General features: G+C 74.2%; 5 protein-coding genes. 2 read left to right on the forward strand and 3 right to left on the reverse strand.

All coding sequences use genetic code 11. The features are described from left to right. The first annotated feature begins 55 nt into the window (after positions 1-55). Positions 56-1,312: a GNAT family N-acetyltransferase gene (locus tag ACFV2X_RS15390; protein WP_385616297.1), complete on the forward strand. Its 1,257-nt coding sequence runs from the start codon at positions 56-58 to the stop codon at positions 1,310-1,312. A gap of 162 nt (positions 1,313-1,474) precedes the next feature. Further along, the gene (locus tag ACFV2X_RS15395) at positions 1,475-3,157 is read left to right on the forward strand and encodes a DUF885 domain-containing protein (protein ID WP_385616299.1); all 1,683 of its coding nucleotides are present in this window, start codon (positions 1,475-1,477) and stop codon (positions 3,155-3,157) included. A 44-nt stretch (positions 3,158-3,201) separates the two neighbouring features. Here ACFV2X_RS15395 and ACFV2X_RS15400 read toward each other — a convergent pair whose 3' ends face one another. The 3 genes from ACFV2X_RS15400 to ACFV2X_RS15410 form a co-directional block, all read right to left on the reverse strand. Next, on the reverse strand, positions 3,202-6,930 hold the full coding sequence (locus ACFV2X_RS15400) for an AAA family ATPase (RefSeq protein ID WP_385616301.1): 3,729 nt from the start codon (positions 6,928-6,930) through the stop codon (positions 3,202-3,204). After that, entirely contained in the window at positions 6,927-8,117 is a 1,191-nt protein-coding gene (locus ACFV2X_RS15405) for an exonuclease SbcCD subunit D (RefSeq protein ID WP_385616303.1), read from the reverse strand. The genes ACFV2X_RS15400 and ACFV2X_RS15405 overlap by 4 nt, the downstream gene beginning before the upstream one ends. Before the next feature lie 183 nt (positions 8,118-8,300). Continuing rightward, positions 8,301-12,953, reverse strand: a complete 4,653-nt coding sequence (locus ACFV2X_RS15410; RefSeq protein WP_385616305.1) for a putative T7SS-secreted protein — start codon at positions 12,951-12,953, stop codon at positions 8,301-8,303. Positions 12,954-13,029 lie beyond the last annotated feature (76 nt).

The following is a 13,029-nucleotide window of genomic DNA, read 5'->3' on the forward strand; positions in this document are numbered from 1 at the left end:
CCATCGGTCACAGTGCGTTCGTGATCGCGCAACACCCCTCGGCAAGAGTGGGTGCATGACCCACGCGACCCCTCAACACCACACCCGGCGACGCCCCCTCGGCTGGCGGCTCGATCTGGTGGAGCTGGCCGCCCGATGGTCACGGCGCCACGGCCACGGCCCCGTCACGGACGGCCCCAACGGCACGAACAGCACGGACGGCGCACCCGACACGACCGCCACGAACGGCGCCCGGAGCGCCGACACCACCCTGTGGCGCATACGGACGACCGTACGGGACGAGCCGGGCACCCTCGCCGCGCTGTGCGCGGCGCTCGCCCGCCACGCGGTCGACATCCTGTCGCTGCAGACCCACCCGCTGGCGGACGGCACCGTGGACGAGTTCCTGCTCCGCGCCCCCGCCGATCTGCCACCCACCGAGCTGACCGATGCCGTCACGGCCGGCGGCGGCCGGGACACCTGGCTGGAGCGAGCCGACGCCCACGACCTGGTGGACGCGCCGACCCGAATACTGTCCCTGGCCACCCGCACCGCCCTGGACGCCGCCGAACTCCCGCTCGCGCTGCGCCAGTTGCTCGGCCGCTGCACCATCCGGTCACTGCCCGCCAAGTCCCTGAACGGCCGTCCGTTGGAGGGGACGCCGCCGGTCGAGGGCGTGCTGGAGGAGACCGTGATGCGGCTGCGGGACCCGTCCGGCGGCGCGATCACCATCGAGCGCCCGTATCTCCCCTTCACCCCGACCGAGTTCGCGCGCGCCCGCGCGCTCATCGAGCTGGACGCCCGGCTGGGCCCGCGTGTTCCGCGCCGCCACGATGTGCTGACGCTGCCCGAGGGCAACGAGATCACCGTGCGCCGCGCCGACACCCGCGACCTGGACGCGGCCCGCGCGATGCACCAGCGGTGCTCGCCCGAGACGCTCGCCCTGCGCTACCACGGTCCGGTCGGCGACGCCGACCGCTACCTCGGCCACCTGCTCAGCCCGCGCTTCGGCCGCACCCTCGCCGCACACACCGCCTCCGGGCAGTTGGTGGCCCTCGGCCATCTGCTGTGGGACGGGGACGAGACGGAGATCGCGCTGCTCGTCGAGGACGAGTGGCAGCGGCGCGGCGTCGGCGGGGAGTTGCTGCGGAGGCTGGTCGCGATGGCCGCCAAGACGGGGTGCGACAGCGTCTACGCCGTCACCCAGTCGGCCAACACCGGCATGGTCGCGGCGATGCGCGCGCTGGAGCTGCCGCTCGACTACCAGATCGAGGAGGGCACGCTCGTCATCACGGCCCGGCTCTCGCCCGCGGTGGTCTCGTCGGGCGCGTAGCCGACCGCCGTGCGGGGCGGGGTACGGCAGAATCCAAGCAGACACGATCCGGGCACGACACGATCAGGGCACGACATGTTCCGGGCACGACATGATCTCGGTCAGGTACGTGACATCCAAATGCCCGTGACGCGACCCCGCCCGCCGTACGAGGATGACCGCATGTCCGACACCATTGACGCATCCCTGCCCCGCCAGGTGGCCGACGCCTACGTCGACGCCCTCATCGAACTCGATCCGATCACCGGCACCTACCTGGGCGTGCCCGAAAGCGCCCGGCGTCTGCCGGACTTCTCGCCCGCCGGGCAGGAGGCGCTGGCGGACCTCGCCCGCACCACCCTGGACCGGCTCGGCGAGGCCGAGGCGCGGCCCGGTGCGGACAGCGACATCGAGCGGCGCTGCGCCCGGCTGCTGCGGGAGCGGCTGACCGCCGAGCTCGCCGTACACGAGGCGCGGGAACACCTGCGGGCGGTCAGCAACCTCCACTCCCCGCTGCACGCCGTGCGCGGCGTCTTCACCGTGATGCCGACCGAGACCGAGGACGACTGGGCGGCGGTCGCCGCGCGGCTGCGCGCCGTACCGGCCGCCCTGGAGGGGTACCGCGCCTCGCTCGCCGAGGGGCTGCGGCAGGAACTGCCCGCCGGCCCCCGCCAGGTGACCACGGTCATCGGGCAGCTCGATGAGTGGATCGGCACCGACGGCGGCTGGTTCGCCGACTTCGCGGCCGGCGGCCCCGAGGCGCTGCGCGCCGAGCTGGACGAGGCGGCGGCCGAGGGCACCGCCGCGTTCGCCACGCTCCGCGACTGGCTGCGCGATGTGTACGACCCGGCGGTCCAGGGCGCGCCGGACGTCGTCGGGCGCGAGCGCTACCGCACCTGGTCGCGCATGTGGAACGGCACGGACCTCGACCTGGACGAGGCGTACGCCTACGGCTGGTCCGAATACCACCGGCTGCACGCCGAGATGCGCGCCGAGGCGGAGAAGGTCCTCCCCGGCGCCACCCCCTGGGAGGCGCTGCGCCACCTCGACGAGCACGGCCAGGCCATCGAGGGCGTCGAGGAGACCCGCGCCTGGCTGCAGGGGCTCATGGACCAGGCCATCGAGGCGCTGGACGGCACCCACTTCGACCTGGCCGAGCGGGTCAAGCGGGTCGAGTCGATGATCGCGCCGCCGGGCAGCGCGGCGGCGCCGTACTACACCCAGCCGTCGGTGGACTTCTCCCGCCCCGGCCGGACCTGGCTGCCCACCATGGGCGAGACCCGCTTCCCGGTGTACGACCTGGTCTCCACCTGGTACCACGAGGGCGTGCCCGGCCACCATCTGCAGCTCGCGCAGTGGGCGCATGTGGCCGACCGGCTCTCCCGCTACCAGGCCACGGTCGGCATGGTCAGCGCCAACGCGGAGGGCTGGGCGCTGTACGCGGAGCGGCTGATGGACGAGCTCGGTTTCCTCACCGACGCCGAGCGGCGCCTGGGCTACCTCGACGCGCAGATGATGCGCGCGGTGCGCGTCATCATCGACATCGGCATGCACCTGGAGCTGGGGATCCCCGCCGACTCCCCGTTCCACCCCGGGGAGCGCTGGACGCCGGAGCTGGCACAGGAGTTCTTCGGCCGGCACAGCGGCCGGCCCGCGGACTTCATCGAGAGCGAGCTGGTGCGCTACCTGGGCATGCCGGGCCAGGCCATCGGCTACAAGCTGGGCGAACGCGCCTGGCTGGCCGGGCGCGAGGCGGCCCGCAAGGCCCACGGTGACGCCTTCGACGCCAAGTCCTGGCACATGGCGGCCCTCTCACAGGGCTCGCTCGGCCTGGACGACCTGGTGGCCGAGCTCTCGGCGATCTGACGGGGTGAGGGGGCCGGGCGGACGGGCGGTGGCTCACGCCCGCGTCAGGTCCGCCCTCCCGCTCCGGCCGCGCCCTTGGCCGTACGGTGGCGCACCGCCGATCCGTCGCGGCCCTTCACCACCTCCAGCCGCACCGGGATGCGCTGGCGTAGGTCCGCGACATGGCTGACGATGCCGACCGTACGGTCCCGCTCGCGCAGTGAGTCGAGCACGTCCAGGACCTCGTCGAGGGTCTGCTCGTCCAGGCTGCCGAAACCCTCGTCGATGAAGAGGGTGTCCAGCCGGGTGCCGCCCGCCTCGTCCGTCACCACGTCGGCGAGACCGAGGGCGAGCGAGAGCGAGACGAAGAAGGTCTCGCCGCCGGAGAGGGTGGCGGTGTCGCGCTCGCTGCCGGTCCAGGCGTCGATGACGTGCAGGCCGAGACCCGACCTGCCGCGGCCGCCCGTCCGGGCGTCGGAGTGCACGAGGGTGTAGCGCCCGGCGGACATGAGCCGCAGCCGGGCGCTGGCCGCGGCGGCGACCTGTTCGAGCCGGGCGGCCAGGACGTATGCCTCCAGGCGCATCTTCCGCTCGTTCTCGCCGGAGGTGCCCGCCGCGAGCGTGGCCAGACGGGCGAGGCGGTCGTGCTCCTCGCGGAGCGGGGCGAGCCGGCGCGCGTCGGTGACGGCCTGGGCGGAGAGCCGGTCCAGCTCCTGGCAGCGGGTGCGGGCCGCCGCGTCCCGCGCCGAGCCCTCGCGCAGCGCGCGGGTGGCCGCTTCGGCCGCCGCCTCGGCGGCGGTGGGGTCGGCCAAGGGCTCCCGCGCGGCTGCGGCCAGCTGCGGATCGGCCAGCTCGGCCGCGACGGCCGCGGACTCCGTCTGCCACTGCTCCAGGCGGTGCCGCAGCCCGCGCTGGTTCGCCGCGGGCAGTACGGCGCGGGCCGCGGCGCTCGGCTCCTCGAAGCCCGCGCGGCGCGCGGCGTCGACGAGCCGCGCCCCGGCCTCCTCCAGCCGCCGCGCGGCGGCCTCGGCCTCCCGGACCGCGTCGGCGGCCCGGGACAGCAGCCCCGCATGGCGCTCCAGCCGGGCGGCGCGCTCGGCCACGGTGGCGGCTCCACCGCGGGCCCGCTCCACATCCGCCAGCAGCCCGGCCCGCTCCCGCAGCAGGGCCTCGCGCCGCGAGGTGCGCGCGGCGGCGCGCCGCTCGGCTTCCTGCCGCTGGGCCAGGCGCCGGTCGTGCTCTTCCTCGGCGTGGGCCAGCGCTTCGCGCGCGGGGTGGCCGTCGGCCCCGGCACCGCGGGCCTCGGCGAGGGCGGTCTCCAAGTCCGCGACGGCGCGGTCCAGTTCGTCCTCGGTGCCGCCGCCCGCGGCGGCCTCCGCGCCCGCCAGCGCCTCCCGCAGGGACTGCAGCCCCCGCTCGGCCTCCTCCCGCCCGGCCTCGGCCCGCCGGTAGGCCGCCAGCGCGGCCTCCTCCGCCGTACGGTCCACATGGCCGGCGCCCGGGCGCGCGGGGCGGGGGTGTTCGGTCGCCCCGCACACGGCGCACGGCTCGCCCGCGCTCAGCCCCGCCGCGAGCTCGGCGGCGATGCCGCGCAGCCGCCGGTCCTTGAGGTCGAGCCAGGTCTCGTGCGCGGCGGCGGCCTGTTCGCGGGAGTGGAGCAGGTGCTGTCCCGCCTCGGCCGCCTGCCCGGCCAGCACGTCCCGCCGCCGGGCCGCCTCGAGGCGCTGCCGGGCGGGGGCGAGCTGTCCGGCGAGCTGTTCGGCCCGGGTGGCGGCGTCCTGCGCCGCCTCGACGCGCCGCGTATGCGCCTGACGGGCCGTCTCCCACCCGGCGAGCCACTGCCCGGCCTCCTCGATCGCCTCCTCGTCGGCCCGCGCCTGCCGGTCCAGCCCCGCGACCTCGGCGGCCACCTCCCCGGCCCGCAGCTCGGCCCGCCGCGCCGCGCCCAGCGACCCCAACTCCTCCCGCAGCCGCCGCTCCTCAGCGGCCAGCCAAGTGGCGTCGCCGCCCGCGAGCCCCGGTACGGCCGAAAGCTCGGCGGCGCGCGCCAAGCCCCGCGTCCCGCCATGCTCCCCGGAGCCCTGCTCCGGCACCGCGAGCGCTCCGCACGTGGAGGCCGCGCCCTGCTGCCCCGAGTCGCCACCGGCCACGCCCGGCGCGTCGGCGAGCCCTCCGGCCTCCGGCCGCGCCCCCTCCCCCGCGCTTCGCCGTCCGGCGGCGTCCTCCGTCGGCACGCCCTCCGCCACGCCATGCCCGTGGGGCCCCTGCGGCCCTCCCGGCGTCCGCGGCTCGTCGGCGCGGCGCCAAGCCCCTGGCTCCGGCACGCCCCGCGCGCCCGGCGCCGCGCCCGCTCGTCCCTCGGCGGGCCACTCATCGCCCGCCCCGGCGCGGCCGCGGAACTCCCCCCGATTATGCGACCCTCGCCGGTCGGCGTCCGGCCACGCACCGACGCCGTCCGCACGCGGCGGCTCCGTCACCATCCGCTGCCCGGACTCGTCACCGGCCGGACCCGGCGCCCCGGCGGGGTGGCCCGGGCCGGGGCCGGGGGCCGGGACCGCCGGCTCCTCGGCGACGGCCGGCCCGGCGGCAGCGCCCGCCGTCGGGCTCGCGGCCCCCGCCGCGTGTTCCGCCTCGTCGTCGGCGCGGCGCGGCCGCGGGAGTTCGGTCTCGGCGGGTGCGGGGGCGTCCATCGGTCGTGGCGCCTGAAGCTCCAGGCCGGGCTCGGCCGCCAAGCGGCCGCGGGCGGCGCGCTCGGCGGTGGTGGCGGTGGTGTGGTCGCGTTCGGCGGTGGCGTGGAGTTCCAGGGCGGGGACGACAGCATCGGCCGCGCGGGCCTGCTCCAGGCGGGCGCGGGTCTGGTCGTACTCGGCGCGTCGGCGCTCGAGCTCGTCGGCGCGGTGGCGGGCCTCGGCGTGGCGGCGCTGGAGGCGGGCGCGTTCGCGGGCGGCGTCGGCGGTTCGGCGCGCGGCCTGGTGGGCGGTTTCGGTGGCCTCGAGCGCCGCGACCGCGATGTCCTGCCGCTCGCGGGCGGTCGTACGGGCGATGGCGGCCCACTCCAGTACGGCGTCGGCCAGCCCCGGTTCGCCGGGGGCGAGGTCCGGCAGCGAATGGTCGCCGGGGCCGGCGGCCTGGGACATGCGGTGGGCGAGGGCGAGCAGCCGTTCGTCGCCGCCGACGACCTGCTTCTCCGCCGCGCGCCGCAGCTCGGCGAGGCGTTCCTCGACGGCGGCGAAGCGGCCCGTGTCGAAGAGCTTGCCGAGCAGCTTGCCGCGGGCCATTTCGTCGGCACGCAGAAAGCGGGCGAAGTCGCCCTGGGGCAACAGCACCACCTGGCAGAACTGCTCCTTGCTCATGCCGAGCAGCTGCGAGATCTCCTCGCCGATCTCCTGGTGGGAGCGGCTGAGCGCCTTCCATTCCCCGGCCCCGGGGAGGTATTCGCGCAGCCGGCTCTGCGCCTTTTCGCGCGTGGTGCCGGTGCCGCGCTTCTTGGGGCGCGGCTGTTCGGGGCGGCGGGTGATCTCCAGGCGCCGTCCGCCGACGGTGAGTTCGAGGACGACCTCGGTGGGGGTGTGCGGATCGGCGTGGTCGCTGCGCAGGGACAGCCCGCTGACCTGCCGGGCGCCGGGGACCTGGCCGTACAGGCCGTAGCAGACCGCGTCCAGGACGGACGTCTTGCCCGCGCCGGTGGGCCCGTGCAGCAGGAAGAGCCCGGCGGACGAGAGCTCGTCGAAGTCGACCTCTTGGGTGGTGCCGAAGGGCCCGAAGGCGGTCATGGTGAGGCGGTGCAGCCTCATCCGCGTGCCTCCCCCGCGGTCCGGGCGGGTTCGACGGGCTCGGATTGACTCACCCGTACGGCGTCCAGCGCGGCGTCGAGCACCGCGCGCTCGGCCTCGTCCGGGCCGCGCCCGCCGCGTACATGGGCCACGAAGTCCTCCGCGATCTGCCGGTCGGTGCGGCCGCGCAGCCGCTGTGCGTACGAGGCGAGCGGGTCCTCCGGGCCCCGCTCGGGGTCGAACACCAGGCTCAGCAGGTGCGGGAAGCGCCGCGCCAGGCGGGGCATCGGCTCGTGCGGGCGCGCGGGGTCGGTGAGGGTCGCCTCGACCCAGGCGTCCTCGTACCGGTCCAGGTCCGGGTCGGAGAGCAGTTCATCGATCCGGCCCCGGATCCGGGCCAGCGGCCGGGGCACCGGGCAGTCGACGCGCTCGGCGGACAGGGCGCCGCCGGGGCCGAGGTCGACGAGCCACATGGACTTGCGGTGCCGGGCCTCGGAGAAGGAGTACGCGAGCGGCGAACCGGAGTAGCGGATCCGCTCGGTGATGGCCTGGCTGCCGTGGAGGTGCCCGAGCGCCGCGTAGTCGACGCCGTCGAAGATCTCGGCGGGGACGGAGTCGACGCCCCCGACGGTGATGTCGCGCTCGCTGTCGCTGGGCGCGCCGCCGGTGACGAAGGCGTGGGCGAGGACGACGGAGCGGGTGCCGGGCGGCCTGGTGGCGAGGTCGGCGCGGACCCGGTCCATGGCGGCGCGCAGCACCGCGGGGTGCCCCGCCGCGTCCGCGCCCAGCGCCTCCCGTACGAGCGCGGGCTCGAGGTACGGCAGTCCGTAGAGCGCGATGTCGCCGTGGTCGTCGGCGAGGACGACCGGGGTGCCGCACCCCGCGGGGTCGGTGCGCAGATGGATGCCGGCCCGTTCGATCAGCCCGGCGCCGACGCCGAGCCGCCGGGCCGAGTCATGGTTGCCGGAGATCATGACGGTCGGCACGCCGAGGCCGGCGAGGCGGTGCAGGGCCTCGTCGAAGAGCTCGACGGCGGCGAGCGGCGGCACGGCCCGGTCGTAGACGTCGCCCGCGACGAGCACGGCGTCGACCTGCCGCTCACGTACGGTCGCGACCAGGTGGTCGATGAACCCCCGCTGTGCCGAGAGCAGGTTCACCCGGTGGAAGGACCGCCCCAGGTGCCAGTCGGATGTGTGCAGAAATCTCACAGCCTCGCCCCGACCCGCACACTCGTAACCTTCCCGCCGCGGGCTCCCCGCCCCTGATTCCTGTCACCGCGCCGGACCCGGCCCGCGTCCGGGCCGTCGGCACCGCCCTACCGTAGCCCTATCGGCCGACCCGGCGCCCGCACACCCCACGGAACCGCAGGCCCCGCCCCGCCCCGCCCCGGCCTACTTCCAGCCGCTGTCCGGGAAGTGCGGCGCCGTGAACGGATGGATCGTCTTGTAGTGGTCGGTCGTCCACCCCATCACCTTGCGGCCGTCGGGGAGGGTTTTCACCAGAATGCGAGCTTCTCCTATGTTCTTCGCCCCCGGCACCGCGTATTCCTCCGCACCCGCCCATGGCCTCTCGTGCGGGGCGTGGGTCCCTTCGAACACCTGCGGCTGGCCGGTGTGCGGATCCCGCTGGTGGATCCCCCTGCCCGCCCTGATCTCGTCGTAGGCGGAGACGAATGTCTTCGGCAGCCCCTGCGGAAGAGGATCCGACAGCCGTCCCGGCGACTTGTTGTAGTCGGGCGCGAGACCGAGCGGGTCGCTCCAGGTGTGCGGGTTGTGGACGTAGGCGGCCGGGTTGGGCGCGGGGGTCAGCCCCAGGGGGTCGGGGCTGGCGTAGCGGGCGGTCTCCGGGTCGTAGTAGCGGTGGACGTTGTAGTGCAGCCCGCTTTCGGGGTCGTAGTACTGGCCGGGGAAGCGCAGCGGGGTGTACGCGCCGCTGCCGCGGGGCCAAGTGGTGGTGCCCCACAGGGTGGTGCGGGTGCGCCAGGCGATCGCGCCGCTCTCGTCGACGAGTTCGGTGGGGGTGCCGACCAGGTCGGTGACGATGGCGAAGAAGCGCCGGTCGACCTCCCGCGCTCCGGTGGCGTCCGTGATGCGCTCGGACTGGGCGACGGGGTGGAGGCCGTCGTGGTCCCAGGTCATGACGATCTGGCCGGGGCCGCCCGGCGCGGTGGTCGTCTGCTCGACGAGGGTGGCGTCGTCCCAGGTGAAGTCGGTCCGCTCCAGGACCGTTTCGCCGTCCGCGGCCAGCCGCTGCTTGGCGATGCGGCGGCCGAGCGGATCGTACAGGTAGCGCCACACCGTGCCGTCGGGGGTGGTGAGGGAGGTCAGCCGGTTCTCGGCGTCCCACTCGTAGCGCCAGGTGTCGGGCTTCTTCGACAGCCGGTTCTTCTGCCGCAGGGTGATCCGCCCGGCCGCGTCGTGTTCGTAGCGGACCCGGCCCGCGCGGGTGATACGGGTGCCGGTGTACGCGCGCTCGCCGGTGGCCTCCGCGCCGGGGTGCTTGTCCGGCCAGGACGCCTGGGTCTGGTTGCCCGCCTCGTCATAGGCGTAGGTCTCGCTCCAGCGCTGGGCGTGGACCGCGGTGACCCGGCCGACGGCGTCCAGTTCGAAGGTGCGGCGGCCGCGGAGCGCGTCGTCGACCGCGGCGAGGTGGCCGTCGGCCCGGTAGGTGTACGCACGGCGCTGGACGGTTCCGGCGGCCGGCCCGGTCAGGGCCTGTTCGGTGAGCCGGCCCTTCAGGTCCCAGTGCTGGGTCAGGGCCAGTTCGTCCCCGATGAGCCGGGTGGTCTCGCGGCCGACGGCGTCGCGCTCGAAGCCGAGGGTGTGGCCCGAGGCGGTGAGGGTGGTGCGGCGGCCCGCGGCGTCGTAGGCGTAGCTGGTGGTGGCTCCGCCGGGGGTGGTGCGGCGGATGCGGCGGCCCAGCGGATCGTAACGGTGGGTCAGGACCCGCCCGTCCACCATCTCGCATTTCACCTGGCCCAGCCGGTCCCGCTGGAGGACGAGCTCCGCGTCCGGTCCGGCGGCCGAGATCAGGCGGCCGACCGCGTCATAGCCGTAGCTGGTGGTCCGTCCGGCGGCGTCCTTGGTGACCACGCGGCCGAGCACATCGCGCTCGAAGGCGATCTGCTCGCCCAGCGGCGTGGTGCGCGCGACCAACTGGCCCGCGGCGTCGTGCTCGTAGCGGATCGTACGGTCGTCGAAGTCGGTCTCGGAGATCAGCCGGCCCGCCGGGTCGTACTCGTAAGCCCAGGTCAGCCCCTGGGGGCCGGTGACCTTGGCCAGCCGCAGCTCGGCGTCGTGCTGGAACTCGTAGCGCGCCCCGCCCGGGCCGGTCCGCGCGGCGAGCAGATCGAAGTGCGTGTACTCGTACGACGTCACCCCGCCGGCCGCGTTGACGTGGTGGGTGCAGTTGCCCTCGCCGTCGTACGTCCATGCCTCCTGGCTGCCGTCGGGGTCGATGCGGCGCAGCAGCTTGCCCTCGACCGACCACTCCATCCGGGTCGTCGCGCCGAGCGGATCGGCGACGGCGACCGGGCGGCCGAACGCGTCGTGGCGGCAGATGGTGACCGCGCCCAGCGGATCGGTGATCTCCACGGGCAGGCCGGCCGGGTCACAGCGCACCCGGGTGGTCTCGTCCAGGGCGTTGCTGACCGAGGTCAGCCGGCCGAGGTCGTCGTAGGTGTAACGGGTGGTGGCTCCGGCCGGGTCGGTGACGGCGAGGCGGTTGCCGCGTTCGTCGTAGGCGTAGGTCTGCGTGGCCCCGTCCACGCCCGTGATGGAGACGGGCAGGCCCAGGTCGTTGTGGCGGATGGTCGCGTGCTCGCCGTCGGGGCGGGTGATGGTCTCCAGCCGGCCGTGCTCGTCGTAGGCGTACGCGGTGCGGTGGCCGAGGGCGTCGGTGTGGGCCAGCAGCCGGCCGTGGCGGTCGTATTCGGTGCGGGAGTACGCGCCCAGCTGGTCGATCTCGCCGACGACCCGGTATGCCTCGTCGACGAGGTACTTGAGGGTGTGGCCGGCTGCGCTGGTGACGGTGGTGATCCGGTGGCCGGTGCGCTGGTCGACGCCGTGGTAGTCGACGCGGATGGAGACATGGCCTTCGGTGCCGCCCTCGGCGATGCAGCGGTGAAGGTTGTCGTAGACGTAGTCGTAGCGGCGGTCGTTGGTGTCCGTCCAGGAGATCACCCGGCGGTCGTCGTCGTACTCGAACCGCAGGGGCAGCCCTGAGGAGTTGATGACCTCGGTGAGGTTGCCGTCGGTGTAGCCGTAGCGGAGCACCGTCATATCGGAGCCGTCGGGGGCTGCGCCCGCCAGGCGCAGCGCGGTGATCCGGCCGTCCTGCGTCGTGAATTTCAGGTGGTAGCCCGCCGAGTGCACGATCTCGGTCGGCGTGCCGTCGGCGGCGTAGTGGAAGCTGATCCGGTTGCCGTTGCGGTCGTGGATCTCCTCGATCGGCGCGATGCCGTCGACGCCGCCCGCGGGAGCCGTGAAGCGGTAGGTGCGGCCGGTGTCACGGTCGATGACGGTGTAGTCCCCGTCGACGGTGCGCTCCAGGGGCCAGCGGGCGACGCCCGCCTTGGGCAGGGTGGGCAGGTCGGGTGCGGGGTGCGGATAGTCGAGCAGCCGGCCGTCCTCGCAGACGAACACCACGCCCTCCGGCCCGATCTCCAGATGCTGATCGGCCGTACTCGACCACGACGGCCCGAACCACCGCCCCGCCCGGTACCCCGACTCGACCCGTCGGTGGAACTCCAGCGGCAGCACACCGGGCAGGGTGATGTCCGTCTGCGGCAGGAACATCCGGCCCGTCGCGAAGTCGATCGGGTCCGACCCCGTGGTCTCCTTCACGCCGTCGGGGGTGTTGCGCCCGTGGGGTCCGCCCTCGTCCAGGAGGCCACGGCCCGGCGGCTTCAGCTCTGCCGCACGCCTGCCGAGGGTCGCGACCTTCTTGATGCCGCCGAGCCCCTTGGTGCCGATCAGCTCGGGCACGAGCCGCCCGAGCCCTTCGGAGGGGTCCTTCTTGAAGGTGTCCCACATGTCGCCCAACGTCCCCAGCGGGTCGTTGGACATCCGCACCAGACCGGCGACGGTGCTGTTGAGGTTGGTGACGTACTCCGCCGGATGCGTGAGGTTGTACGGGTCCAGCGGGTTGATCTGCCGCGCGAAGTTGGCGATGCCCGCGGTGCCCTTGACGATGCCGCCGACGAAATGCGAAGCGTCCAGGTTGAGCCCGTTCAGGCCGTCCAGCAGCTGCTTGCCGTACGAGGGCTTGTCCGGCGCCTTGTCGCGCGCCGTCTCCACCGCGGTCTTCGCTGTCGTATGGGCCTCGTTACGCTGCCGCCGCGCCTCGCTCAGGATGTCCCGGGCGGCGGCGAGGTCCGCGGTGCCCGGGTCGTGGAACTCCCCCGGCTTCTCCGGCAGCGTCGACTTGTCACGCTGATCGGCGGGCTTGGCGTTGTACGCGTCGACCGCCTTGTTGTACGCCGACACCTTGTCGTTGTGTGCCGACCGGGCGTCATCCGACGACTTCTTGCCCTTGTTGTAGCGCGCGATCGCGTCCTCGGCCTGCTTCTGCGCCCATGCCACCGTGCCCGCGAAGCTCTCCAGCGACGCGGCCGCCTTCTCACACGCGTCCGCGGCCGTGAACCACTTCTTCGGCTCGACCGACACACTCTCCCGGAAGGCGTCCGCCGACTTGCCCTTGAGATGGGCGGCGTCCAGCCCCTGCAACCCCTTGCCCACATTGTCGAACGCGGTCTGGAAGTCCCTCAGATGGCCCGCCGTGGAGCGGAGCTTGTCGGGGCTGCCGTGCACCAGCTTCTTCGGGTCCTCGGTCTCCCCGAGCTGCATCTCGTCGACGTCCGCACCCAGCGCGTTCGCCACCGAGTCGGACTTGTCCCGGACCCAGTCCGCACCGCTCTCCCAGCCGACGTCATCCAGCCGGTCCGCGGTCCAGTCCCCCACGTCGTCGACGACCTCGCCGACATCTTCGACCCGGTCCTCGACCCAGTCCTCGACGAAGTCCGGAACGAAATCCCCAAGACCCATGGACGCCTATCCCCCGATCAGCGTTGACGTGCCGGCCATCCGCGATGGCTGTCGAACTGTGTGCCGCCGGCCCTCC

The organism is Streptomyces sp. NPDC059679 (genome assembly GCF_042734105.1).
In the GTDB taxonomy this organism is placed as follows: domain Bacteria; phylum Actinomycetota; class Actinomycetes; order Streptomycetales; family Streptomycetaceae; genus Streptomyces.

What these genes read in the sequence shown, in the direction of transcription:
- ACFV2X_RS15390 (WP_385616297.1), top strand. Translation starts at nt 56, where the DNA reads ATGACCCACGCGACCCCTCAACACCACACCCGGCGACGCCCCCTCGGC.
- ACFV2X_RS15395 (WP_385616299.1), top strand. Translation starts at nt 1,475, where the DNA reads ATGTCCGACACCATTGACGCATCCCTGCCCCGCCAGGTGGCCGACGCC.
- ACFV2X_RS15400 (WP_385616301.1), bottom strand. Translation starts at nt 6,930, where the DNA reads ATGAGGCTGCACCGCCTCACCATGACCGCCTTCGGGCCCTTCGGCACC.
- ACFV2X_RS15410 (WP_385616305.1), bottom strand. Translation starts at nt 12,953, where the DNA reads ATGGGTCTTGGGGATTTCGTTCCGGACTTCGTCGAGGACTGGGTCGAG.